The sequence below is a fragment of the Candidatus Eisenbacteria bacterium genome (assembly GCA_016867495.1).
Taxonomy (GTDB): domain Bacteria; phylum Eisenbacteria; class RBG-16-71-46; order CAIMUX01; family VGJL01; genus VGJL01.
Window position 1 is genome coordinate 166,464 of record VGJL01000001.1, and the last position, 24,816, is coordinate 191,279.

Consider the following 24,816-nt stretch of genomic DNA (forward strand, 5'->3'; position numbering starts at 1 on the left):
AATCGGGGCCGCCGGCGGCGGCCCCGCCCCCCGCTTCGCTGAAACCCTACAATCCCGTCACGACCGGCGCGTTGCCGTTGGAGTTGATCCCCACCGTGGCGATCACCACCGTGACCCCGGCCATCCTCGCCCGGCCGGTCGCCGTCATCGTGAAGGTTCCGGTGTCCGCCGGGTTGGTGGCCGCAATGCCGTAGGTGAAGTTCTCCGTCGCCGAGAGATCGACGATCCCGCCGGCCGCGGTCGGCCACATCGGCACGCCGCCCGCGTTCGGGTTCTCCATCGCCCAGGCCTTGGCGGCCGTGAGGATCTCGCCCATCCGGCCGGTCGCCTCGGTGACGCGGGCGTTCTTGATGTACTTGCCGTAGATCGGGATCGCGATCGCGGCCAGGACGCCGACGATCACGACGACGACCATCAGCTCGATCATCGTGAACCCCTTCTGGTTCTTCCGTTTCCGAAACAGCTTCATCTCTAGTTCCTCCTCTGCTCGATCCACTCATCAATCGCGCCCCGGACCTCTATCCGATGAGCGGCCGCCAGCCCGGGACCCGACAGCAAGCCGCACGCCTCCTCGCGAGGCCACAGATTCTGACACACACTCAAGACTCCACTCGTAACTGCGAACACGCCGGGCACTCGTCGACGGGCCCGATTCAATCTCCCCGACTTCGTCAAAGTGGTCATAGACCGGTGACGACCGGCGCGCTTCCGTTCGAGGCGATCCCCACAACCCTCATGACGACCACGACGCCGGCCATCCTCGCCCGGCCGGTCGCCGTGCAGGTGAAAGTGCCGGTGTCCGCCGGGTTGGTGGCCGCAATGCCGTAGGTGAAGTTCTCCGTCGCCGTGAGATCGACGATCCCGCCCGCTGCGGTCGGCCACATAGGCACGCCGCTCGCGTTCGGGTTCTCCACCGCCCGTGCCTTGGCGGCTGTGATGATCTCCCCGATCCGCCCCGTTGCCTCGGTGATCCTCGCGTTCTTGACGTATTTCCCGTAGATCGGGATTGCGATCGAGGAGAGGATCCCCACGATGACCACGACGACCATCAGCTCGATCATCGTGAACCCCTTCTCGCTCTTCTTCCTCCGGAACATCTTCACTCTTGTGCCCTCCATTGACCATCCGGCTTCGCGCCGAACGCCGCGTCGCAGCCGGTCCCGAAGTCTGCCCACGGCCCGCACGGCCCTGCGAACCTCCCTGACCCTAGAAGTTGTATCCCCCCTTCATGATCGCGTCGCCGAGATAGAAGATGGGGAGGAACATGCTCACGACGATCACCCCGATCAGTCCGCCCACTACGACGATCATCAACGGCTCGATGAGCGATGTGAGGCTGTGCACGGACGCCTCGACCTGCCGGTCGTAGAAGTCGGAGACCTTGAGAAGCATCGTGTCCATGTCGCCCGTCTCCTCGCCCGTCGCCATCAGCTGCAGGACCATCTCGGGGAACTTCCCGGTTGCCCTGAAGGAGCTCGTGATCCCGTGCCCGGCGCCGACGTTCCCCTTCGCATCATCTATCGCGTGGGCCACGACCGAGTTGCCCGAGGCCCCCTTGACCAGCTCAAGCGCGTCGAGAATCGGCAGCCCGCTGCGGAGCAGCATCCCGAAGGTCCGGGCAAAACGGCTCATGATCGCCTTGCGAATGATCGGCCCGAAGATCGGCATCCTGATCAGAAAGGTGTCCATCGCGTACCGCCCCGATCGAGTGCGGGTCCAGAGATAGAAGAAGAGGATGACTCCGATCGTGATGACCGCGGAGAGCAACACGTTGTGCCGCACGGCGTTCGACGCGGCGACAACGGCTTGCGTCAGACCTGGCAGATTCTGCCCGAGGTCCGCGTAGATCTCCGCGAAGGTCGGGACGATCTTGAAGAGCAGGAAGGCCGTCGCCCCGATCGCGAAAACCAGCACGAACAGCGGATATGAGAGAGCCGACCGCACCTTCGTCTTGATCGCGTCGATCTTCTCCAGATAGACAGCCAGATCCTCGAGGATCTCATCGAGGGTCCCGGCCCTTTCGCCAGCTCGGATCATGCTCACATACATCCGGTTGAAGGCCTCCGGATGCGCGACCATCCCATCGGAGAGGCTCTCTCCGCGCTCGATCCGGTTGGCGATGTCTGCGACCGCCATCGCGAGCATCTTGCTTCCCGCGTCGGCCGCGAGGCCGCGCAGCCCCCTGACCAGCGGGATCCCGGCCTGGAGCACGGTCGAGAGTTGGCGGGTGAACAGGGCCAGCTCGCGCGTGCTGACCCTCCCGAGGTGCATGCTGCTGAGCCGCTGATGCCAGGGCAGACCCCTGTCCTGGCTGCGATCCTCAGTGACGTGAAGAACGACGTACCCCTGAGAGTGGAGATGCGAGACCACCTCGTCCACGCTCGAGCCGGCTGTGAAGCCGGATCGCTCTTCACCGCTTCTGCTCTTGACGACATACGCGAAGTTCCCCATGCGCTCTCCCCGGATCGTTCCCTCGATCCGCTACTCGTCACTCAGACAGACGCGCAGGACATCCTCGACGGTCGTCGTCCCATCGAGGGCCTTCTCGAGTCCGGCCTGCTTCAGCGTCCTCATTCCCTCCGCGATAGCCTGGCGCCTGATGTCGGCGGCCGGCCGATTCTCCGCCATCATCTGGCGCAGCGCCGGAGTGAGAGGCATCATTTCCACAATCGCCACTCGCCCCTTGTAGCCTCTCCCTTTGCAGAGGGCACAGCCACGGCCCCGGCGATAGGTCACTTCCCCGCGACCGCGCAAACCCTCCACCCCGATCCCCATCGCCAGCAAGGTCTCCTCGGGCGGCCGGTATTCCTCCACGCACTGCGGGCAAACGCGGCGCACGAGGCGCTGGGCGGCGACGAGGGTCAAGGAGCTCGCCGCCATGAACGGCTCGACCCCCATCGAGACGATGCGCGTCGCCGTCGTCGGCGCGTCGTTCGCGTGGATCGTGCTGAAGACCATGTGCCCCGTGAGCGCCGCGCGCACGGCTATGTCGGCCGTGTCCTGGTCGCGGATTTCGCCGACCATGATCACGTCGGGGTCCTGCCGCAGGAAGGAGCGCAGCGCGTTGGCGAAGGTCACCTTCTTGCGCTCGTTCACCTGGACCTGGTTGATCCGGGAGATCTGGTACTCGACCGGATCCTAGATCGTCGTGATGTTGAGCGTCTCGTTTCGCCGTTCCAGCAATCCGGCGTAAAGGGTCGTGGTCTTCCCCGAGCCGGTCGGTCCGGAGAGGACGACCATGCCGTAGGGCTGGTTGATGGCCCGGATGAAGCGGTCGTAGTCGGTCTTGGAGAAGCCCAGATCCCGGAGGGAGAAGTTGAAGTCGGTCTTGTCGAGGAGCCTCAGAACGAGCTTCTCGCCATGGATCGTCGGAATCGCCGAAACGCGCACATCGACCTCGACGCCGTTCTTCCTGTGCGTGAAGCGGCCGTCCTGGGCAGCGCGCCGCTCAGCGATGTCCATGTTCGAGAGGATCTTGATGCGGCTGATCGTGCCGGTGTAGACGGCCCTGGGCGGAGTGAGAGCGTCATAGAGCATCCCATCGACGCGGTAGCGGATCACGAGGCCCGCTTCCGTCGGCTCGATGTGAATGTCCGTCGCCCTCTCCTGGATCGCCTGCGCGATGACCTGCTCGACCAGGTTGACGATGCCGGCCTCCTGCGCGCGACGCTCGGCCTCCTCCTCGTCCGGCTCGTCCTCGACGATCGTCTCCCCGATCTCGCCGACCACCTTGTCGATCAGCTCGGTGACATTCTTGCTCCCCTCCACGAGCCGGTAGCTCGACTCCCGCGCCCGCTCGAGGATCGCGGGAGACGCGAGGAGCAGCTCCAGCTTGCGGTCCGAGCGGCGAGCGATCCTCTTCAAGGGGTCCATGGCCTCCACGTCCAGCGGATCTACGACCGCGACACAGAGACTCTTGTCCGTGATGCGGACCGGGAGGACATTGAAGCGGCGAGCGAAGTCGATCGGGACGTAGGCGAGGGACGCCGGCTCGACGGCGTCCTGGCCTGGGTCGAAACGCCTGAGCCCGAGCTGGCGGGCGAGCGTATCGACGAGGTCTTCCTGGGTGATCAGACCCCACCGATAGAGGATCTGCCCGAGGCGCTCCCGCGTCTCCTTCTGCTCGGCGAGCGCGTCCTCAAGCTGCTTCGCCGTGATCTTGCCGCTCTGGACGAGGAGGTCGCCCAGGCCCACGGCGTTCGCCTTCATCTCGTCGCCTCTAGCGTCATTGGCTCCGCCCGCCTTGCGCGGGGAAGTGAAACGGACACCCTGACACGCCGATTCCGGCTGGACGGCACAGCGCGGGAGGTCGCCCCTGCATCCGTCACACGGGCTCCTCGAAGATCACGCCAGCCGCTTCGATGACCAGCGACTGTATCAAGCGCCGAAGGTCCCCCAAAGACGAACTGTCTAATCCTGCCAGCCACGCGCGCGGCGTCTCCCTTATGGCCTCGGGCCAGGCCCTGCGTGCCGACCCCCTGGGGACAGATCCCCCGATCTCCCAGGCTATTCGGCCGCGACGGCGGGGCGATTGACCCTTTAATGGCTCGTGCCAGCGGCGATCTCGGTCCGAGGAGTGTCCGTCGGGACGCGGAGTCTTGGCGCACAGGGGTGGGCGGTGGCGGGGCCTTCATGGCGGAAACGCGAAGCGCGGGGCCCCGAAGGAACCCCGCGCCAGCGTCAACCCCGGTGCAGGCGGTTAGTTGACCGTGTTGCTCAGGACGAGGATCTCGCCCCCTTCCTTCCCGATCGCCGTGATCGTGTAGCTCGTGTTGTCGTCGCTGACGTCGTAGTAGCAGACGCCCGCGTCGGCGCCCGCGGCGCCGTCGGCGTAGGCATCGCCCCCGAACGGATTGTCGTAGTCGGCATTCAGCTCGTCGGCAACCCCGTCCGGATAGACGCCGTTGGCCTTGACAGCCTCGTCCTCAGCATAGAGCTGAGCGGCATGGGCGTTCGCCTTGACCGAGCCCTCACGGGCGCGGTCCTGCATGCTGACATAGTTGGGAATCGCGATCGCCGCCAGGATCCCGATGATCACAACCACGATCATCAACTCGATCAGTGTGAAACCCTTCGCGTTCCGGAACATGATGACACCTCCATCGCCCGCGCAGATCGGTTCGTCTTCTCGCCCCGGCGGCTGCCGGGGCCCGACCGGTATCGCCGGTCTCCAGACAAGTCGGCCCAATCGCCGGTCGACTCCCTTCATTGGCCAGGCGCGTGCCACCGGAGGGCGTCTCGTAACTATCTGCGGAGGTGGACGTTGGCGAGCGAGGCCTCCCGGAGGCGTTCGGCCGGAAGGACTTCCTGCAAGCGAGCCGCGTGCAATTGGCAACGGGGGGCGCGATCTTGCACCCCCCGTTGCGAACTGCTCGGCGCTCCACGTCATGCGGCTTCGGCCTGCCCCTCCTCCGAACCTGCCGCGGCGTCCTCCCGGTCGCCGATCCCATAGGAGATCAGCTTGCGGTAGAGAGTCGATGGATTGATCCCAAGGATCTCGCTCGCCCTCTTCTTCTGCCAGCGCGTGAAGTCAAGGACCTTCAGGATGTATTCCTTCTCCAGCTCGTCGATCGTCAGACACAGAGTGTCGATGACGAGAGACCCGGACCGGGAGGGTCCCCTCACGACCTTCTCGGGAAGGTCCTGGAGCCTTATCGCTCCCCCCTCGTTCAGGATGACCGCCCGCTCGACGACGTTCTCGAGCTCCCTGACGTTTCCAGGCCAGTCATAGCGGCCCAGGGCTTCCAACGCTTCCGGTTCGACCGTCTTGGCGCCTTCGCCTCCGGCGAAGCGGGAGAGGAAATGCTCGGCGAGCAGGGGGATGTCGTCTCGCCGCTGGCGCAGGGGAGGGAGCCGGAGCGGGATCACGTTCAGTCGATAGAACAGGTCAGTCCGGAAGCGCCCTTCGTTGACCTCGCGCTCCAGGTCGGCGTTGGTCGCCGCGATCAGCCGCACGTTGATCTTGATCGGCTTCGTTCCCCCGACCGGGATGATCTCCCTTTCCTGGAGCGCCCGGAGCAGCTTCACTTGCGTCGCGGGCGCCATCTCGCCGACCTCGTCGAGGAAGAAGGTCCCCCCCTCGCTCACGGTGAAGAGGCCGGGCTGGTCCTTGATGGCCCCCGTGAAAGAACCCTTCATGTGACCGAAGAGGTTCGATTCGAGGAGGTCCTTCGGAAGAGCGCCGCAGTTGATCGAAACGAAAGGCCCCTGCGCCCTGCGGCTACTGTAGTGGATCTCGCGGGCGATCAGCTCCTTGCCCGTGCCGCTCTCGCCGTAGACCAGGATCGTCGCCTCCGTGTCGGCCACCTTCTCGATCATCTTGAAGACCTTGGTCATCTCTTCGGACTTCCCGATGATCTTCCGCTCGGCGTGGGTCGATCTGAGCTGCTTCTTGAGGACCTGGTTTTCGGACTGCACCCGTCCCATCGAGAGGGCATTCTTGATGACGAGCGCGATCTCGTCATTGCGCGCCTTTTTCTCGATGTACTGGCAGGCTCCCTTGTTGAGGGCCTCGATCGCTGAGGCCGTCGAGGCGTACGCCGTCAGAATGACAACGGGAGTCTCAGGAGACTTCTTCTTGACCGTCTCCAGCACCTCGATCCCGTTCATGTCGGGCATCTTGAGGTCCGTGATCACGACATCGATACGTTCCTCGTCGAGGACGCCCAGACCCGCGCGCCCCGTCGACGCGCTGATCACCCGGTATCCCTCCTTCTCGAGGAGGACCGTGAGGAAGCGGCGCATGCTTTCCTCGTCGTCGATTATCAGGACGCACGGTTTGTCCATTGTTGCTCCTCGTTGTGTCACGCCGCCTTCAACCCGACAGAGGCGTGTGGAAGCGCCAACCTAGCCCGCGCTCCCCCGCCAGCTCTAGGCTCGAGGATCACGTCTCCCCCGAGCCGCCGCGCCAGCCGCCGTGCGATCGAGAGCCCGAGTCCCGTCCCGCCGGGCTTGTGGGAGCAGAAAGGCTCGAAGAGCGCTTCAGGGTCTCCGTCGGGCAGCCCCACGCCCGTGTCTGAGACGGCGATCTCGAGCCTCTCTCCTTCCACCGACCAGCTCACTTCCACACGCCCCGCCTGGGTCGCCTCGAGAGCGTTGATAAGGAGGTTCCGGAGCGCAGCCGACAGCATCGCTCGATCGGTCTGCACGCTCGCGCCGGGCGCCCCCCCTCCGGCCCGCACAACGACGTCGGGTCGCCGCGCGGGATGCATGCGGACCGCGGCCACCTCGGATCCAAGGAGGTCATCGAGATCGACATCCTCGATCGTTAGGCTTTTGTCTCGTGTATAGGAGAGGAAATCCGTCAGGAAGCTCTCGAGCGATTCGGATTCCTTGAGGATGATCTCCAACAACTCCCCCGCGGTCCCCTGAAGGGGGATTTCCCCCGCCAGGAGCTCGATCGAGCCGACAACGGGCTTCAGCGTGTTCCGGATCTCGTGGGCGAGATGCCCCGAGAGCTCTCCGATGCATGCGAGCCTCTCCCTGCGCGCCTGCTCCGCCTCCTCCCTCTTTCGGCTGGTGAGGTCGCGGAGCAGCAGGACAAGCCCTTGCGAGAGTCCTGAGCGATCCCTGACGCACGAGACGAGAACCTCGACCGGGACCTCCGGCGATCCGCTCGAGGCGGGCAGAAGGATCTCGCGGCAGGCATCCCGGTCCGCAGCCTTCGTCTCCTCGATGAACCCCACCAGGGGACGGAGGCGGGGAGAGACGCCGATCTCCGAGAAGCTCCTCCCCTCCAGGTCATCGGCCCCGAGTAGCGCGGCCAGCGCCCGATTCGCCCTTCTGACGGTTCCCGCTCGATCAAGACAGAGCAGGGGCGTGCCGATGCTCGCGACGATCGTCTCGGCGTCGAGGAGGACTCTCTCCAGCTCCCCGCGAACGCGATCGACCTCCCTGCTCTTGACGGCGATCCTGCGACCCAGCATTCCCGCGAGGAAGCCGAGGAAGAGGAGGAAGAAGCTCGTCAGCAGAGGCGCCCACGCGATCGGCTCCCCGGTTTCAACGATCCCCCACCAGTAACCGCCCACGGCGCCCGCGGCGACGCCCATGCTTCCCAAGAGGCCGAAGAAGAGGCCCGAGGCCGCCACCGAGAGACTGAAGAGCAGGACGAAGGGGCTCCGCCCCGCGCCGGTCGAGCCGACCAGGAGGGACTCCACCGCGAGGTCCAGTCCCAGCGTGGCGGCGAGGATGTGCCGCCCCCATCCCGGCCTGAACCGCAGGAGGAGCAGCCCCGAGGCGCTCGTGACCAGCACCAGCGTGAGGACCGAGAGCGGCAGGCCTTGCGGCGCCCGCGCGGCAGGAAGGGCGAGAATCGCCGCGACCGCGCCGCCCAGGGCCGCCCGCGCGGCGAGGTATCTCCCCGTCGAAGGCCCCACGAATCTAGTTCCCGGAGCCGGCGACCACGTTGATCAGCTTGAACATCGGCAGGTACATCGCGACGACCATTCCGCCGACCAGCACGCCCATGAAGACGATCAGGATGGGCTCGATGACGGACGTCAGCGTGTCCACCGCGACGCTCACCTCCTCGTCATAGAAGGCGGCGATCTTCTCGAGCATCTTGTCGAGCGCCCCCGTCTCCTCCCCGACGGCGATCATCTGCACGACCATCGGCGGGAAGACCTTGGACTCGCGCAGCGGAGCCGAGATCGTCTCGCCCTGCCCGATCGAGCCTTTCGTCGCGAGGATCGCCTCCTCGATGACCTTGTTCCCCGCGGTCCGCGCGGTGATCTCAAGGGCGGTCAGAATCGGGACTCCCGAGGCGATCATCGTCCCCAGCGTCCGGGTGAATCGGGCGATCGAGGCTTTGCGAAGAACGTCGCCCATGACCGGAACGCGCAGGAGAAAACGGTCGATCCTCATCCGTCCGGAAGAGGTGCGGTAGTAGCGGCGGATCGCCATGATCAGGAGGACGATCCCGCCGCCGAGCGCCCACCAGTAGCTCTTGAGGAAGACCGAGAGCATCATGACGATGCGCGTGGGCAGCGGCAGCTCGCCCCCGAAGTCCTTGAAGATCCGCGCGAAGGTCGGGATGATGAAGAGGAGCATGAAGGCTGTCGCGCCGACCGCCACGGTCAGCACCACGGTCGGGTAGGTCATGGCGCTCTTGACCTTCCGCCTCAGATTCTCCGCGGCCTCGAGGTAGCCGGCGAGACGCTGCAGGATGCCGTCCAGGATGCCGCCCGCCTCGCCCGCGTCGACCATGTTGACGAAGAGGCTGTCGAAGACGCGCGGCTTGCGCCCCAGGGCTTCGGCCAGGGTCGCTCCCCCCTCTACGTCGTGCATCACCGATGCGATCACGTTCCGGAAGACGGCCCCTTCAGCCTGCTTCGAGAGGATGTCGAGACATTGCACGAGCGGGAGTCCGGCGTTCACCATGGTGGCGAACTGCCGGGTGAAGAGGACTACCTCTCGCGTCTTGACGCGTCCGCCGCCCAGCTTGAGCGAGAGCGCCGCCTTCTTGGGCTTCTCCCGGATGTAGTGCGCGATGACCCTCTTGCGGCGGAGGTGCGCGACGGCCTCGTCGCGGCTGTTGAAGGTCAGCTCACCCGAAAGCTCCTCGCCCGAGGTCGTCTTCCCCTTGTATGCATAGACCGGCACGCGACATCCCTCCCGCTACCGCGAAGTGAGCCCGACACTCTGCGGCCGATAGGTCGGGTCTGACTTCTGGACCATCTGCTCCAACTCCAGGATGTTGGAGCTGTGACCGAGCGCGCTCTCCAATGTGATCCTGCGTTGGATGTAGGCGGCGAAGAGGCCCTGATTCATGGTCTGCATTCCGAACTTCTGCCCCGCCTGCATCAGCGTGTAGATCTGGTGCGTCTTGCCTTCCCGGATGACGGCGGAGACTGCCGGCGTGCAGACCAGAACCTCGCTCACGTTCACTCGCCCTCCGCCTCGGGCGCGCGGGATCAACTGCTGCGTGACCACACCCTTCAGGACGAAGGCGAGCTGCGAGAGCACCTGCCTCTGCTGGTTCGCGGGGAAGACGTCCACGATCCGGTTGATCGACTCGAAGGTCGAGTTCGTGTGCAGCGTGGCGAAGACGAGATGGCCCGTCTCCGCGATCGTGAGGGCGGCCTCCATGGTCTCGAGGTCGCGCATCTCTCCGATCAGGATGACGTCCGGGTCCTGCCTCAAGACGTATTTCAGCGCGTCGACAAAGCTCCTCGTGTCCGAGTTCACCTCGCGCTGATTGACGATCGACCGCTTGTGCGGGTGGATGTACTCGATCGGATCCTCGATCGTGATGATGTGGCCCGGCCGCGTGGAGTTGATCCTGTCGATGAGAGCGGCGAGCGTGGTGGATTTCCCGCTTCCGGTGGGACCGGTGACCAGGATGAGGCCGTTCGGCAGCTCCGCGAACGTGCGGACGACCGGCGGGAGGCCGAGGTAGTCGAAGTCGGGAATCTGATAGGGGATCCTGCGGATGGCGGCGCAGGTCACACCCCTTTGCAGAAACACGTTCACCCTGAAGCGGGCGAGTCCCTGGATCCCGAAGGAGAGATCGAGCTCCTTGTTCATCTCGAAGCGCTTCTTCTGATCGTCGCGCAGAACGCTGTAGATCAGCGCCTCGCACGTCTCCGGGTTCAGCGGCTCGTGGACGGTGGGGATGATCTCGCCGTCGATCCGGAGCTGAGGCGGGACCGCCGCGGTCAGGTGCAGGTCGGAGGCGTTCTTCTCGATCATCTCCTCGAGGAGCGTGTGCAGCGTCAGCATGGTCCCTCCCCGGCCGGCGACAGCGCCGGACCGGAAGCAAGCGAAGCACCGCGGACCGCTGGCGGGCATGGGCGCGACGATCCGCCGGGGGAGTACGCCACCCCCCCTTCGTCTTGTCCCTCTAGGGTTTTCGTCCGCTCGACGCGGGTTCTTGAGGCGGGACTTAGACCTGGCGGTCCGCCCAGGCGAGAAGCTGGGCGATCACATGCTCTTGCTGCTCCTCCGCGAGGTCGGGATGGATGGGGAGAGCCAGGCAGGTCCGCGCGGCCTGCTCCGCCACCGGAAGATCGCCCGGCCGGCCACCGTACGAAGCGAAGCACTCCTGGAGATGGAGCGGGAGCGGGTAGTAGACGGCGGTGGCGACCCCCTGCTCGGCAAGATGTTTCGAGAGATCGTCGCGCGCCCCGCGTTCGACGCGGATCACATACTGATGAAAGGCATGGACCCTGCCGGGCAGTACCGGGGGAACGCGCAGCGCGGGGTGGCCGGAGAAGGCCCTGGAATAGCGGGCCGCGTTCGCGACCCGCGCCGCGATCCAGTCGTCCAGACGGGCGAGCTTGGCTCGCAGGAATGCGGCCTGCAGAGGGTCGCACCGGCTATTGGTCCCGACGGTCTTGTGGATATAGCCTCCATCGCTGCCGTGGGCGGCGAGCCGCCTCACGCCGGCGGCGAGCGAGTCGTCATCGGTGGTGGTCATGCCGGCGTCCCCGCAGGCCCCGAGGTTCTTGGTCGGGTAGAAGCTGAAGGCGGCCGCATCGCCCAGCGAGCCCGCCGGCTTGCCGTCAAGCGCGGCGCCGATCGCTTGGGCCGCGTCCTCGAGCACGGCGATGCCTCGCCCTCTGGCGATCCCCCCGATCGCGTCGTAGTCGGCGCACTGCCCGAAGAGGTCGACCGGGATGACAGCCCGCGTGCGATCCGTGATGGCGCGCTCGAACGAGCCGGGGTCGAGGTTCATCCCCTCGGGCTCGATATCGCAGAAGACGGGACGCCCGCCGGCGTTCACGACGGCGCCGGCCGTCGCGAAGAAGGTGAAGGTGGGCACGATCACATCGGAGCCCGCCCCGACTCCCAGCGCCTTCAGCGAGAGCAGCAGCGCGTCGGTGCCGGAGGCGAGGGCGACGGCGTGGCGGGCCCCGACCCTGGCGGAGATCTCTTCCTCGAGCGCCCGGACTTCTCCCCCCCCGATCCACTGGCCGGAGGAGAGGACGCGCTCGGCGGCCTCCAGAAGGTTCTCCCGCAAGGACTGGAACTGCGCGCGCGTATCGAGCATCGGCACCCGCATAGGCATCTCCTTCCCCTCCGGAGATCCTAGACCATTTGGGTGCGGCGGCTCTACTCGTCCGGGCCGGTTTCCTTCAGGACTTCCTCGGGACTCGTGACGCCGCGCTTCAGCTTCTCGAGGGCGTCCATCCGAAGGGTCAACATCCCCTCCTTCACCGCCTGCGCCTTGATCTCCCGCGTCGAGGCCCGGCCGAGGATCATCTCACGGACGGCGGGCGACAGCGGCATCACCTCGTAGACTCCCTGGCGACCCCGGTAGCCGGTGCTGTTGCAGTCGTAGCAGCCGCGGCCACGAAAGAGCGTGAGGTCGCATATGTCGCCCGGCTTCAGCTGGAGCTCACGGAGAAGCTCGTCGCTCAAGTCGACCGGCTCCCTGCACGAGGAGCAGACCTTCCGGATGAGGCGCTGGGCGACGATCAGATTGGTCGAGGAGGCGACCAGGAACGGCTCCACACCCATGTCGACGAGTCGCGTCAGCGTCGACGCGGCGTCGTTCGTGTGAAGCGTCGAGAAGACGAGATGCCCCGTGAGGGCCGCCTTCACCGCGATCGAGGAGGTTTCCTTGTCCCGCATCTCCCCGACCATGATGATGTTGGGGTCCTGCCGCAGGAAGGCGCGCAGAGCCGCGGCGAAAGAGAGGTCGATCGCATCGTTCACATTCACCTGGTTGATCCCGTCGAGGTTGTACTCGACGGGGTCTTCCGCGGTCATGATGTTCACGCCAGGCAGATTCACCTTGGAGAGGGCCGAATAGAGGGTCGTCGTCTTGCCGGAGCCGGTCGGCCCTGTGACGAGGATCATCCCGTAAGGCAGGGCAATCGCGCGCATGAAGGCTTCCAGCGCCGACGGCTCGAGCCCGAGCTTCGTGAGGTCGAGCGAGAGATTCGACTTGTCGAGGATGCGCAGCACGATCTTTTCGCCATAGATGCACGGAAGGCTTGAGACTCGCAGGTCGACCTGCCGCCGCCCGAGGCGGATCTTGATCCGGCCGTCCTGGGGCACCCTCCGCTCCGCGATGTCCAGATCGGCCATGATCTTGACCCGGGACGTGATGGCCGCACGGAGCTTGTGCGGCGGGGACATCATCTCGTAGAGAGTGCCGTCGATCCTGAAACGCACCCTGAGCGTCTTCTCGTACGGCTCGATGTGGATGTCGCTCGCGGCGCGCCGGACGGCCTCGGAGATGATCCCGTTGACGAACCGCACGACCGGCGCCTGCTCCGCCCCCGAGACGCCCGGATCGATCGACTCCTCATCGAGCGTCTCGACGACCTCGACATCCTCTTCGACCGACCGCATGATGTCGTCGATGGAGCCCGCGGACTCGTAGTACTTGTCAATCGAGCGTCGGAGCTGTCCCTCGGTGGCGACGAGAACGCGAACCTCGTGCCCCGTGATGAACTTGATGTCGTCGATCGCGAAGAAGTTCGTTGGGTTGGCCATCGCGACCGTGAGCTGTCTTCCCACCCGGGCGATCGGGATGACCTGGAACTTGTTCGCCACCTCCGGAGGGATCATCCGGACGACAGCGGGATCGATCTCGATCTGATCGAGATTGACCGCCTGCGTTCCATAGACTTCGCTAAGAAAGACGAGCAGCCGCTCTTCGGAGACCGAGCCGAGCTTCACCAGGGCGGCGGCTATCGACCCTCCCTCGCCCTTCTCGATCTCCCTGGCCCGCTTGAGGTGTTCCTCGGAAACGAGCCCTGCATCCAGGAGCATTGTGCCCAGATCGTGTTTCACTCGCCTGCCTCCGGAGTGTCGTGCGCAAACCTCAGGGGGTCCCGGGCCCAGGGATGCCAGCGCATCCGCTCGGGTACCAGAGACATGCCAGCTTCCGATCCTCTATCCGGCCGACAAGCCGTAGCCGTGTCAGGGCTTCCCGTGCGCGGCGTCGGCGGCAACCCCGAGACCCGTTGCACCCTGCGACCCGGAAGTGCAATCCGCAGGGGCCCGGGAGGCGGCCGTCGAGCAGGAGATGAGGGGAGCGAGGAGGGCCGCGGTCTTTGGGCCGATCCCCGGGACGCGCATCAGGTCGGCGGCGGATCGGAATGGACCCTGCCGGGCGCGGGTCGCGATGATCCTCTCGGCGAGGCGCGGCCCGATGCGCGGGAGCCGGACGAGGTCCTGAGCGCCCGCGTCGTTGATCCTCACCCTCCCCTCCTCAACGAGGCCGGCCGGAGGAGCGGCCGTCGAGTCAGGACGGTCTCGCCCGGCATCAACGGCTCGATCTGAACCCGCCGCAAGGATGACGAGAAGGGAATCGCCGCCTCCCTCCGGCGGCGGAGCGTCCGAGACGACGAGACGCGCCAAGAGCCCGAGGATCAGGAGCCCGCCAAGGGCGATCAGGGCCCTGCGCTCATCGGGTGTGAAGAGCATCCCGCGCCGCCTAGCCGGCGACCCGGCGGACTACTCGGCGAAGAACCACCGGACGCCGGCGCGATAGTGCCGGCGCGGCAGCGTCGAGAAGCCGCCCTCGTAGCTCATCGACGGCGAGATCGTGTCGGAGAGATTGGCGAGAACGAAGTAGATATCGGCCCGGCCCACCCGCGCCCGCGCGATGCCATCGAGCCGCCCCTGGGAGGGAAGGATCGCATATGGAGTCGCGCTCGCGCTCATCCCCGTCCCTCGCAGGCTGAGATCGAGCCTGAGATCCCCGGAGAAGAGGGCTCCGGCCCAACCGAACCCCGCGCCACCACGCAGGGCCGCCGCGCCCAGATGGGCCTTCACTCCGCCGCGGGCACCGGTCCCCATCCCATCGAGAACCGAGTAGAACCCGAACGGCCACATGCCCTCCCACCGTCCCCACACGGAGGCGAGTCCCGTCTCCCCTCTCTGCAGCGAGTCCTCGAGGTCCGCGCGACGCTGAGTCGCCAGCAGCGAGAGATCTCCCGCGTCGACCTCGAGGGTGCGCGTCATCCAAAGCAGGTCCCCGCCAAGGCGCAGCCGATTTCGGGCCAGGTCGCCTCCCCAGGTCGCCTCGCATCCAGCGCGCCACAGCGCCTCGGCCGGCTCATCGATCCGCTCGGATGCGAGGCCCAGACCCTGCAATACCCAGGCCTCGCCGTCGGCCGGCATGCGGGGAAGCGTCCGGTTCCGGACGGCGCGGCTGCAGTGAAGGAGGATCCTCTCCGCCCTCATGCCCGATGTCTCGTACTCGAACGCGAAGACCGGGGACGCGGCCAGGGGTGCCAGACGGGTGATGCCGGCCGAGGCCCGCACGACTCCCGCGGCGCCCCCTCCGCTCCAGCCGAGCGCGGATCCGACTGACAAGTCCTCGAAGAGGCGCCCGGCGCCGCCCGCGAGCCGTCTCCGGGTCCGAGCGACATCGACCTCGGTCACAAGGCTGACCCTTCCCCCCACGGCGCTCCGGTGAGCGGCGCAGCGGGTGATCACAGACCGCGAGCGTCTCTCCGTGAGGCCAAGCGCCGTCTCGAAGCCCGCGCGCGTCCAGTTCCACTGCGAGGCGACCTCGATCGAAACCCCGGCGGAGTCCGGGCGGCGCCACGAAAGCGACCAGGCCGTCCTGTCCCAGAGGCCGCGCTTGGTCGAGAGGAGGCGGAAGCGGTCGGCGGCGTCCTGGCATCCCCCCTCTATCCAGCTCCGCCCGAGCGCGAGCGCGGTTCGCAGCCCGATCGTCTGCCCTTCCTGTTCCCTCCACGGCTCTCGACCCGCGCTCTTCGAGTCGCCGTAGAAGCCTGATACGAGAAAGCGTCCGATCGGGCGACTCACCACGAGCTCCTCGCTGAAAGTCCCATAGGAAGCGCGGGTCAGACGCACGGCGCTCACGGCGCGGTCGGGCGCGATCGCGGCGGAGCGCAGATCGATCGTCTCCCCGCCTGTCGAGGAGAGCGGCGAGACGATGGGCGAGTAGGGCCGGAGGACCGCATCGCCGATGGCCAGAACCGGCACGGGCGAGAGGGACGTCTCGGGCCACCGCGACGGCCCGACGGGAAGTCCGTCCAGGCGCATCTCAGGAATGTCGCGGCCGGGAGCCGTGCCGAAGAGAGGCTCCGGGAGGTGCGGGCTCCCGGGATCGAGACAGAGGATGCCGAGCCCGTCCCTCAAGGCCTCGCGCGCCTCCTGGATCGCTCGAGTCCGCATGGCGGACGCATCCATCTGGCGCAAGGGGGCGGGCTCTCCTCCCGGGGCGACGGGAGGGGGTTCGGGCATGAGGGAGAGCCAGAGAAGGGTATCGGAACCGCTCGGATCTTGCGAGATGGAGTCGGGAAGCGATGCGGCCCTGCCAGCGTCGCTTCCATCGATCGATCCCCGGGAAAGGGAATCGGGCTGCTGCGCGGCGCCGTGCGAGACAGTCGAAGAGACGAGAAGGGCGGCTATCCACCCAAACGGGCAAGCCGCTCTTGCGAGTCGAGGAACGCCCCTTTCGCGGCGAGCCCGCGGAAGAGGGCGCGGGCTTCCTCCGACTCCCCGATCTCCTCGAGCAAGCAGGCCATCTGATAGGCCACCGGGCGTCGTTCCGAATCCGGCCGCTCGGGGACATCCAGAGCGGCGCGATACTCTCGGACGGCTTCTTGCGGCCTGTCGAGACGCTGCAGGGTCCGCCCCCGCATCTCCCTGACCTTCAGCGCCATCTCCGCGGGAAGATCCGGTGTCGCGAGGACGACTCCGAACTCCTCGACCGCTTCCTCCAGCAGGCCCATCTCCAGATGACTCACGCCAAGGTCGTAGTGGCCCTCGTGATCTCCGCTGGAGACCAGCTCGCGCACACCCGCGCGGAACTCGTCGAGCAATGCCGCCAGATCGACCCATTCCTCCGTTCCCACGCTCTCCCGGTCGCTAACACAGACGGTCGCGCCCGACATTCCCGGCCGCGTCTCCGGCCCGCCCCTGGGGCCTCCGTTGCCGCCCTCTGGCACCGCGAGACCCATCTCGCGGAAACGAGCGATCCGACGCTGCGCCGTCGCGTCGCCGGGATCGAGGTCGAGGACCTCCAGAAAGCGGCGCAGGGCTCCCTCGTAATCCTCCCGGGTGATCAGGAGATCCCCCAGCAAACTCAACTGGCGGACCGCCGCGAGTTTATCCCCGAGCTGGACGTGAACGGCAACGAGTTTCTCAGCCGCCCAGAGATCGTTGGGACTCTCATCCAATAGGCGGAGCAGGAGCTCTCGGGCTCGCTCCGGATCCCCGCGACCGATCGCTTCCTCGATCATTCCGCGCCGGAGGCGGGCGGCGGCCTCCGCTCCGTCCTCCGGGAGCTCTTCATTTGGCGGCAAGGGGGCGGGAGCGACTTCCGTCGGCTGCGCGTCTCGGGGATCCATCGCGTCGCAGGCATCGCCCCCTGTGGATATGGCATTGGGCTCCGGCGCCTCGACGAGGATCTGCGGCGGCTGCCCGCAGGCGTCATCGACGGTCAGACAGAGAGCGTTCGCCCTCTCCCGCAGGGCGCTGGCGATCTCGAATCCGCCCGCGCCGGCGGCCTGGTCGGCCAGCCCTTCCAGCAGATGGGCCGCGCGATCCTGCCTGCCGGCACGGATGTATAGCTCCGCCAGTCGGAGGGCGACCTCCACGCGCGGGCCGCTGAGCTGAGCCACCCGTTCGAGAACCTCGATGAACTCCTCGCCCCCCGCTTCGCCCCCCGCCCGGTCGAGGTAGTTGAGGTAGCAGGTCACCGCGTCGCCGATCAGTCCTTCCTTGGAGTAGAGATCACCGAGGCGCCTGTAGGTGCGCGCGCGCTCCGCGTCGGTCCGGAGGACCCTCTTCGCGACGGCGATTGCGTTGCGAAACAGCCCGACTCTCTCGTAGGCGGAGATCGCCTCCTCGTACGAATCGATGGCGTCTTGCGACTTGCCTTCCCGGTCCAACAGGTCTCCGTGAAAGACATAGTCGTAAGGATCGGGCTCGCCGCCGAGGAGGAGCCGGCCCATTTCCTCCACCGCCTCTGTGAGCTGCCCCGCCCGGGCCAGCTGCTGCGCCCTACGTCGAACGACGACGCACTTGTCCAACGCTGCCTTCCCTCCGGGCTCGACGCGCGACCCCAAGCGACCTGCCAACGACGGTCCCTCCTCCATATCGACAGGAGGGGAAGGCTTCTCCAACCTTTTCCTGGATCAGGTGTTCCGGGTCTTTCCGGCGGAGGCGAGGCGGGTCCCTTCGATGACCCAGCGACCACGCTTCATCACGCGAGATGGAGCCAAGCCGCCGAGGTGATAGACGATCGCGGCCGGATTCGAGGCGGGCAGGACCTGAAGATCGGCCAGGAGGCCAGGGGCGAGACGCCCGACCTCTCCCGCGAGGCCCAGGGAGTGGGCGGCGTTGACGGTCACGGCGGTCAACGCCTCGGCGACCGACATCTTCATCTCCAGGACCGCGAGCGTCAGGACCAGCGGCAGGTTCGTCGTCATCGAGCTGCCGGGGTTGCAGTCGGTCGCCAGAGCGATCGGGATCCCCAGCGACGAGATCTTTCCGGCGGGGGCGTAGCGCCGGCTTCCCATCGAGAATGTGGTCGCGGGCAGGAGAATCGCGATCGTTCCCGCGCGCTTGAGGGCGGCGAGACCCTCATCGCTCGCCTCCATCAGGTGGTCGGCGGAGACGGCGCGGATCTCCCCCGCGAGCTCCGAGGCCCCGCTGGGAGCGAACTCGTCGGCGTGCAGGCGCGGCGTGAGCCCGTGGCGGCGGCCCGTCTCCAGGATCGTCCGCGCCTCCTGCGGAGTGAAGACCCCCTTCTCGCAGAAGACATCGCAGAACCGAACACGGGTCTGGCTCGCCGCGGCGGGGATCATCTCATCCACGATCTCTCGGACATAGCTCTCCCGCCGATCCCGGTAGTCCGGCGGGATGTCGTGCGCTCCGAGGAGCGTGGTCAGGATGTCGATCGGGTGCTCCTCGTCCAGGATGTCGAGGAGCTTCAGGGCGCGGATCTCGTGGCGACTGTCGAGCCCGTAGCCCGACTTCGCCTCGATCGTTGTCACGCCATGGGAAAGCATCTGGTCGAGGCGCGCGCGCGTCTGCGAGAGGATCTTGTCGTCCGACGCGTCCCTGAAGGCCTTGACGCTCGAGAGAATGCCGCCCCCCATGGCGGCAATCTCCATGTAGCTTCGCCCCTCCAGGCGCATCGAGAACTCATGGTCGCGGCTCCCCGCGAAGAGGACGTGCGTGTGAGGATCGATGAAGCCCGGCAGGACGGTCGATCCGGGAAGGCTGATCACGCGATCGGGAGTAGCCTCATACCGCCGGCAGATCTCATCGGTCGATCCGACTCCAGCGATTCGATCGCCCCGGATGGCGATCGCGCCGTCATCGATCCGTCCCAGCGCCTGCGCCTCCCCACCGGCGCGCGGGACAGCCCCCTGGTCCATCGTGACCAGCGCCGCGATCTCCCGCAGGAGGATGTCGACCCGCTCTCTCATTGACGCCTTCGGCCTCCTACTCCTCCATCATGGGAATCTGGACGCCCAGCTCTCTGGCGCAGGAGATCGCCTCCTCGTATCCGGCGTCCGCGTGCCGCACCACCCCCATGCCGGGATCGCTTGTGAGCACGCGGGAGAGCCGCTCTCCGGCCTCGGGAGTGCCGTCGGCCACCACGACCATGCCGGCGTGGATCGAGTTGCCGATCCCGACGCCGCCTCCATGGTGGATCGACACCCAGGAGGCGCCGCAGGCCGTGTTGACCAGAGCGTTCAAGAGGGGCCAGTCGGCGATCGCGTCGCTGCCGTCGCGCATCGCCTCGGTCTCGCGGTAGGGGCTCGCGACCGAGCCCGAGTCGAGGTGATCGCGTCCGATGACGATCGGCCCCTTGATCTCGCCGCGCGCCACCAGATCGTTGAAGACTCGGCCGATCTTCTCCCTCTCCCCGTACCCGAGCCAGCAGATCCTCGCCGGAAGCCCCTGGAAGGCGACTCGCTCCCCCGCCATGCGGATCCATCGCGCGAGCGAGGGATCGGACGGGAAGGTCTCGAGGATCGCTTCATCCGTCCTGTGGATGTCGGCCGGATCGCCAGAGAGCGCAACCCACCGGAACGGGCCCTTGCCCCTGCAGAAGAGGGGGCGGACATAGGCCGGAACGAATCCTGGGTAGTCGAACGCCCTCGCGAAGCCGGCCTTCCGCGCCTGCCCTCTGAGATTGTTGCCGTAGTCGAAGACGATCCCTCCGCGATCGAGGAATCCGACCATCGCCTCCGTATGGCGGGCCATCGATCGCATGGAAGCATCGATGTATCTTCTGGGGTCGCTCCGGCGCAGATCGAGGGCGGCCGCGAGGCTCATCCCTCCGGGCACGTATCCGTTCAGCTCGTCGTGCGCCGATGTCTGATCCGTCACCACATCGGGAAGATCGCCGCGAGAGAGGAGCTCCGGAAGGACCTCCGAGGCGTTTCCAAGCAGCCCTATGGAGAGAGGTCTCCGCGCCGTCCTCGCTTCTCCGACCAGGCGCAAGGCCTCCTCGAGACTCTCGGTCCAGCGATCGAGGTAGCGCGTCGCGATCCTCCGCTCTATCCGCTCCGGATCGACCTCGACGACCAGCGCGACTCCCTCGTTCATCGTGACCGCGAGAGGCTGCGCCCCGCCCATGCCCCCAAGTCCGGCGGTGAGAACCCACCTGCCCGCGAGCGTGCCCCCGAAGTGGCGCCGCGCGACCTCCGCGAAGGTCTCGTAGGTCCCCTGCAGGATCCCCTGCGTTCCGATGTAGATCCAGCTTCCGGCCGTCATCTGGCCGTACATGATGAGCCCCTGGGCCTCCAGATCCCGGAAGCAGTCCCAGTTGGCCCAGGCCGGGACCAGGTGCGAGTTGGCGATGAGAACGCGCGGGGCCATCGGATGCGTCCGGAAAACGGCGACCGGCTTGCCCGATTGCACAAGGAGCGTCTCGTCGTTTCCCAGGGATCGAAGCGAGCGGACGAGGGCCTCGAAGCAATCCCAGTTGCGCGCCGCCTTTCCCGAGCCTCCATAGACGACGAGGTCCTGTGGCCGTTCCGCGACGTCCGGATCGAGGTTGTTCATCAGCATCCGGAGCGCCGCCTCCTGCACCCATCCCTTGCACGAGAGCTCGCGCCCTCGAGGGGCGCGCACCTCGCGCGCCCGCGCCCGTCCCGCCGTCGCGCTCATTTCTGCATCTCCTCCCTGCCGCCCTCTTCGGACGCCGACTGAAACCAGGCCTCGCCCTCGCGAACCAGATCCTCCCACGACACGACCGCCTTGACCGGAATCCCGAGAGCCCGCGTGAAGCGCTCGCCGTATGATCTGCGCAGGATCCTCGGATCGAGGATGGCGAAGATCCCTCGATCGCCGCGGCTTCGGATCAGGCGGCCGAAACCCTGCCGGAAGCGGACGATCGCCTCGGGGAGCATGAAGTCCTCGAAGCCGTCGCCACCCTCCTCCCGCAATCTCTCGGCCAGGGCCTCCACATACGGGTCGGTCGGGACGGGAAAGGGAAGACGCACCATCACGAGGATCTCGAGCTCCTCCCCGGGGAAGTCGACCCCCTCCCAGAAGCTCGCCGCCCCCAAGAGAACGGCCCGTTCGCTGGCCTGAAAGGCCTGGGCGAGGGCCTGGCGGCTCGCGTCCCGGCCCTGAGCATAGACATGGATCCCGCGATCTTCCAGCGGTCCTCGGATCGCCTCCTCGACTCGCCGCAGCGTTTCGTGGGAGGTGAAGAGGACGAGGATCTTCCGCGGAATCTCGCGCGCGAGGCGCTCGATCGCCTGCGCGAGATCGACCTCGTGGCCCGCATCGCGGGGATCCCTCATCAATCGCGGCACCAGGACGCGCACTTGGCGCTCCAGATCGAAGACGGGCGGAAGGACCAGCTCTCGGCAACCCTCGCGCAAGCCGCACTGCCGGGCGAAGAAGCCCGTGGAGCCGTCGACGGCGAGAGTCGCGGAGGTGAGAACGAGCGGGCGCCCTCCCGAGAGCCGCTCGCCGAGCGAATCGGAGAGGGCGATCGGACGGGAGCGGATCGTCGCGCCATCGTTCGCCTCGTTCTCGAACCAGAAGACGGCCCCGGGGTCGCCCGCCTCGACCAGGAAGGTGAGGTCCCGGACGGCGACATCCAGGTCCTCGATCGCTCCGGAGATCTCAGACAGGAGCGATCGGCCCGCGTCGCCGGAACCGAGCGGCCCCGAGAGTTCGTCCAGGAATCTCCGGTGGGCGTCGAGCAGGGCGCCCGCGGCGTCGAGGAGGGGGTAGGTCGTCTCGGGGAACGGCCCGCCCGAGCCGGCGCCGAGGCGGTAGCGCGCGCGGCCGCCGGTCGCGGGGAAACCCTCCATCGAGCGGAGCGCATCGAAGTAGGCGCGCGACCGATCGATCAAACTCCCGAGGTCGGCCTCCAGCTCGCGGATCCGCGCCACCCAGCGAGCCCGGTCGACGCGGGAGTGCCACCCCCTGATCGCGCGGCGGATCCTGTCCGTCGCGCCCGGCTCCCCTTGTCCCCCCAACCCCATCAGGACCGAGATCCAGGAGCGGGAAGAGACGCTCCGGGCGAGCGCGTCGGCCGCGACCCTCGGAAGGTGGTGCGCCTCGTCGACCACGAGGCCGTCGTAGGGAGGCAGGCCCGCTCCTCCGCCGAGGATCTCGAGCACGAGGAGGGCGTGGTTGACGAGGACCAGATGGGCGTCTCGGGCTCTTCGGCGGGAGAGCTTGAAGTAGCAACCCTGGTCGGGCGCGCACTCGTTGGAAGCGCAGAAGCGCGCCTCGGAGCTGACGCGCGACAGGAGCGCGCGCAGCCGGGGCGCCAGCGCCGGGGCATCGTCCAAGTCGCCCGACTCGGTGCGCTGCGCCCATCCCTCGAAAGCGCGCGTGAAGGCCTCGCCGTCGGTGGTTCCGAGGAACTCCGGCCGCGCCATCTCCCAGCGGCGCCGGCAGAGGTAGTTGGCCCGCCCTTTCAGGACGGCAACGTCGATTCTCCGATCGGTGAGCCTGCGCAGCAGAGGCAGATCCCTCCGCAGGATCTGGTCCTGAAGATTGCGCGTGTGGGTCGAGACGAGCAGGACCTTCCCTTCCGCCTTGGCCCAGAAGGCCCCGGAGACGAGATAGGCGAGAGACTTGCCGACCCCTGTCGGCGCCTCGACGATCAGCGTCTCGGAGTTCTCGAGGGTCGCGCGCACGGCCGCGGCCATCTCCGCCTGCTGCGGGCGCCACTCGTGCCGATCCAGGACGCGGGAGAGAGTCCCCCTGGGCCCGAAGACGCGATCGATCGAAGCCTGCAGGCTCAATGCTCCTTCCCGTCCCGCTCTCCACGCGGCGCCCGGTCCGACGCCTCACCCCCCGCCCTGAGGAGCGCGATCTCCTGCGCGAGCGCGCGGAAGGCCTCTGTCAGGCGCGCCAGCCGGACAGTGAGATGAAGCACGATCGCAAGCAGAACCACGACGCAGAGAAGCAAGAAGAAGGCCGGCGGATAGTCGATGCCGATCCATCGGCTGATCGCGTCGGCTTGCTTCTGGACGAGGCCGGCCAAGACCGCGAGCCCCGTGAGGAGAAGCCAGAGGATCGAGTATTCCAGGCCCAGGGATCTCCGGCGGACCATCCCGAGAACGACCAGCAAGAAGATCAAGCCCACTCCGATGATCAGCAGGCGCGCGCTGAGGGTCACGGGACCTCCTCATCGATGGCCCTGCGCTTCTCGCTGAGGGCGAGCAGGATCGAGAGGGTCATCTTGATGACGTAGTAGATCGGTCGCAAACCGCTGTGGATCGAGCTGCCGGTCGGCTTCTCGTACATCGTGACAGGGACCTCGGTGATCCGAAAACCCCGGCGGCCCACGAGGATCAGGATGTCGGCATCCGGGTAGTCCTGGGGAAAGTGGTTTCCCCGAGAGTGGAAGAGGACGAGGCGGCGGCTCAGGGCCTGGAATCCACTGGTCGGATCGCTGATCCGCTGCCCCAGCGCCTGGCTCGCGATGCCGCCGAAGAAGCGCATGCCGACCGCGCGCAGCCAGGGCGCCCGGTAGCGTCGCGCGCCGGAGCGAAACCGCGAGCCGAGGACGAGGTCGAATCCATCATCGAGAGGCGAAAGGAGAGGCAGGATGCTCTCCGGCTCGTGCTGGCCGTCGCCGTCCAACTGGACCACGCGCCCGAACCCCTCCCGGTCGGCGTAGCGATATCCGGTCAAGAGCGCCGCTCCGTAACCGAGATTGACGGGGTGTCGTGCGACGCGGGCTCCCGCCCCGCGCGCGATCTCTCCCGTGCGATCGCGGCTGCAATCGTCCACGACGAGGATCTCCGCGCTAGGAGCGACCCCACGCACCCTCGCGATCAGACCGCCCAGGTCCCGCTCCTCGTTGAAGGCGGGGATGAGAACAAGGAGGCGTTCCGCGCTGTTCCCTTCTCGAGCCATCGCCGTCCCAGAGTATCGCACGAGGGGAGGAGCCTCAAGCCTCCATCGCCCGGGCGCCTCCACCCCTGGGCCGGAACCGGCCATCGCCTCTTGCGGGCCGCGGCGCCTCGCGGGCCGTACGCCCTCGCAGTCCATCGCGTCTTGCGGGCCATCGCGTCTTGCGGGCCATCGCCGGGACTCGTAGGCTGGTGGCGGAGGCATTCGATGGACCGAGGGGAAGCGGAGCGGCGCGCGGCCCGCCTGCGCGAACAGATCGTCCATCACGCGCGGCGCTATTACGTCGACGCCGACCCGGAGATCTCCGACGCCGCTTACGACCGCCTGGTCCGGGAGCTGGAGGGGCTCGAGGCCGCCTTCCCCGATCTCGTCACTCCGGACAGCCCTACCCAGCGGGTCGGAGGAGAGCCCCTCGAGCGGTTCGAGACGGTCGTGCACTCCACGGCGATGCTCTCGCTCCAGAACACCTACGACGAGAGCGAGCTGCGCGAGTTCGACCAGAGGGTCCAACGTTTCCTCGGTACGACGGAG

20 protein-coding genes and 1 pseudogene are annotated in these 24,816 nt (G+C 67.0%); 1 reads left to right on the forward strand and 20 read right to left on the reverse strand.

The window, feature by feature from the left end:
* Positions 1-46: 46 nt before the first annotated feature.
* From FJY88_00730 to FJY88_00825, 20 genes and pseudogenes are all read right to left on the reverse strand, one after another.
* Positions 47-463, reverse strand: a complete 417-nt coding sequence (locus FJY88_00730; protein MBM3285867.1) for a prepilin-type N-terminal cleavage/methylation domain-containing protein — start codon at positions 461-463, stop codon at positions 47-49.
* A gap of 217 nt (positions 464-680) precedes the next feature.
* A complete protein-coding gene (locus FJY88_00735; GenBank protein ID MBM3285868.1) occupies positions 681-1,118 on the reverse strand; it encodes a prepilin-type N-terminal cleavage/methylation domain-containing protein in 438 nt (145 codons plus the stop codon).
* A gap of 88 nt (positions 1,119-1,206) precedes the next feature.
* Positions 1,207-2,451, reverse strand: coding sequence for a type II secretion system F family protein (locus FJY88_00740; GenBank protein ID MBM3285869.1), 1,245 nt, complete (start codon positions 2,449-2,451; stop codon positions 1,207-1,209).
* A gap of 30 nt (positions 2,452-2,481) precedes the next feature.
* Complete coding sequence (locus tag FJY88_00745) at positions 2,482-3,120, reverse strand: hypothetical protein (GenBank protein MBM3285870.1); 639 nt, start codon at positions 3,118-3,120, stop codon at positions 2,482-2,484.
* 18 nt (positions 3,121-3,138) lie between these two features.
* Entirely contained in the window at positions 3,139-4,209 is a 1,071-nt protein-coding gene (locus tag FJY88_00750; protein ID MBM3285871.1) for a hypothetical protein, read from the reverse strand.
* A gap of 787 nt (positions 4,210-4,996) precedes the next feature.
* Positions 4,997-5,089 (reverse strand): annotated as a pseudogene (locus FJY88_00755) (prepilin-type N-terminal cleavage/methylation domain-containing protein).
* A gap of 296 nt (positions 5,090-5,385) precedes the next feature.
* Positions 5,386-6,786 carry a sigma-54-dependent Fis family transcriptional regulator gene (locus FJY88_00760; GenBank protein MBM3285872.1) on the reverse strand — a complete coding sequence of 467 codons (1,401 nt, stop codon included), beginning with the start codon at positions 6,784-6,786 and terminating at the stop codon, positions 5,386-5,388.
* A gap of 17 nt (positions 6,787-6,803) precedes the next feature.
* Complete coding sequence (locus FJY88_00765) at positions 6,804-8,375, reverse strand: PAS domain S-box protein (GenBank protein ID MBM3285873.1); 1,572 nt, start codon at positions 8,373-8,375, stop codon at positions 6,804-6,806.
* A 4-nt stretch (positions 8,376-8,379) separates the two neighbouring features.
* Positions 8,380-9,600 carry a type II secretion system F family protein gene (locus FJY88_00770; GenBank protein ID MBM3285874.1) on the reverse strand — a complete coding sequence of 407 codons (1,221 nt, stop codon included), beginning with the start codon at positions 9,598-9,600 and terminating at the stop codon, positions 8,380-8,382.
* Between the two features lie 15 nt (positions 9,601-9,615).
* On the reverse strand, positions 9,616-10,719 hold the full coding sequence (locus FJY88_00775) for a type IV pilus twitching motility protein PilT (protein MBM3285875.1): 1,104 nt from the start codon (positions 10,717-10,719) through the stop codon (positions 9,616-9,618).
* Positions 10,720-10,882: 163 nt separating this feature from the next.
* Entirely contained in the window at positions 10,883-12,001 is a 1,119-nt protein-coding gene (locus tag FJY88_00780; protein MBM3285876.1) for a DegT/DnrJ/EryC1/StrS family aminotransferase, read from the reverse strand.
* Between the two features lie 50 nt (positions 12,002-12,051).
* Positions 12,052-13,722, reverse strand: coding sequence for a type IV-A pilus assembly ATPase PilB (gene pilB / locus FJY88_00785; protein MBM3285877.1), 1,671 nt, complete (start codon positions 13,720-13,722; stop codon positions 12,052-12,054).
* Positions 13,723-13,872: 150 nt separating this feature from the next.
* Complete coding sequence (locus tag FJY88_00790) at positions 13,873-14,379, reverse strand: helix-hairpin-helix domain-containing protein (protein ID MBM3285878.1); 507 nt, start codon at positions 14,377-14,379, stop codon at positions 13,873-13,875.
* A gap of 30 nt (positions 14,380-14,409) precedes the next feature.
* Positions 14,410-16,104, reverse strand: a complete 1,695-nt coding sequence (locus FJY88_00795) for a hypothetical protein (protein ID MBM3285879.1) — start codon at positions 16,102-16,104, stop codon at positions 14,410-14,412.
* Between the two features lie 233 nt (positions 16,105-16,337).
* Positions 16,338-18,059, reverse strand: a complete 1,722-nt coding sequence (locus tag FJY88_00800) for a tetratricopeptide repeat protein (GenBank protein ID MBM3285880.1) — start codon at positions 18,057-18,059, stop codon at positions 16,338-16,340.
* 12 nt (positions 18,060-18,071) lie between these two features.
* Positions 18,072-19,370, reverse strand: a complete 1,299-nt coding sequence (locus FJY88_00805; GenBank protein MBM3285881.1) for an imidazolonepropionase — start codon at positions 19,368-19,370, stop codon at positions 18,072-18,074.
* Between the two features lie 16 nt (positions 19,371-19,386).
* On the reverse strand, positions 19,387-21,063 hold the full coding sequence (hutU, locus tag FJY88_00810) for a urocanate hydratase (protein MBM3285882.1): 1,677 nt from the start codon (positions 21,061-21,063) through the stop codon (positions 19,387-19,389).
* Positions 21,060-23,168, reverse strand: coding sequence for a hypothetical protein (locus tag FJY88_00815; protein ID MBM3285883.1), 2,109 nt, complete (start codon positions 23,166-23,168; stop codon positions 21,060-21,062). Before FJY88_00815 ends, hutU begins: the two co-directional genes overlap by 4 nt.
* Positions 23,165-23,545, reverse strand: coding sequence for a DUF2304 domain-containing protein (locus FJY88_00820; protein ID MBM3285884.1), 381 nt, complete (start codon positions 23,543-23,545; stop codon positions 23,165-23,167). Before FJY88_00820 ends, FJY88_00815 begins: the two co-directional genes overlap by 4 nt.
* Positions 23,542-24,288: a glycosyltransferase family 2 protein gene (locus FJY88_00825; GenBank protein MBM3285885.1), complete on the reverse strand. Its 747-nt coding sequence runs from the start codon at positions 24,286-24,288 to the stop codon at positions 23,542-23,544. Before FJY88_00825 ends, FJY88_00820 begins: the two co-directional genes overlap by 4 nt.
* 204 nt (positions 24,289-24,492) lie before the next feature.
* Here FJY88_00825 and FJY88_00830 point away from each other — a divergent pair.
* A partial coding sequence (locus FJY88_00830; GenBank protein ID MBM3285886.1) for an NAD-dependent DNA ligase LigA occupies positions 24,493-24,816 on the forward strand: 324 nt, incomplete at its 3' end.

What these genes read in the sequence shown, in the direction of transcription:
- FJY88_00825 (MBM3285885.1), bottom strand. Translation starts at nt 24,288, where the DNA reads ATGGCTCGAGAAGGGAACAGCGCGGAACGCCTCCTTGTTCTCATCCCC.
- hutU (MBM3285882.1), bottom strand. Translation starts at nt 21,063, where the DNA reads ATGAGCGCGACGGCGGGACGGGCGCGGGCGCGCGAGGTGCGCGCCCCT.
- FJY88_00740 (MBM3285869.1), bottom strand. Translation starts at nt 2,451, where the DNA reads ATGGGGAACTTCGCGTATGTCGTCAAGAGCAGAAGCGGTGAAGAGCGA.
- FJY88_00735 (MBM3285868.1), bottom strand. Translation starts at nt 1,118, where the DNA reads ATGGAGGGCACAAGAGTGAAGATGTTCCGGAGGAAGAAGAGCGAGAAG.
- FJY88_00795 (MBM3285879.1), bottom strand. Translation starts at nt 16,104, where the DNA reads ATGCGGACTCGAGCGATCCAGGAGGCGCGCGAGGCCTTGAGGGACGGG.
- FJY88_00750 (MBM3285871.1), bottom strand. Translation starts at nt 4,209, where the DNA reads ATGAAGGCGAACGCCGTGGGCCTGGGCGACCTCCTCGTCCAGAGCGGC.
- FJY88_00805 (MBM3285881.1), bottom strand. Translation starts at nt 19,370, where the DNA reads ATGAGAGAGCGGGTCGACATCCTCCTGCGGGAGATCGCGGCGCTGGTC.
- FJY88_00780 (MBM3285876.1), bottom strand. Translation starts at nt 12,001, where the DNA reads ATGCGGGTGCCGATGCTCGATACGCGCGCGCAGTTCCAGTCCTTGCGG.
- FJY88_00760 (MBM3285872.1), bottom strand. Translation starts at nt 6,786, where the DNA reads ATGGACAAACCGTGCGTCCTGATAATCGACGACGAGGAAAGCATGCGC.
- pilB (MBM3285877.1), bottom strand. Translation starts at nt 13,722, where the DNA reads ATGCTCCTGGATGCAGGGCTCGTTTCCGAGGAACACCTCAAGCGGGCC.
- FJY88_00790 (MBM3285878.1), bottom strand. Translation starts at nt 14,379, where the DNA reads ATGCTCTTCACACCCGATGAGCGCAGGGCCCTGATCGCCCTTGGCGGG.
- FJY88_00775 (MBM3285875.1), bottom strand. Translation starts at nt 10,719, where the DNA reads ATGCTGACGCTGCACACGCTCCTCGAGGAGATGATCGAGAAGAACGCC.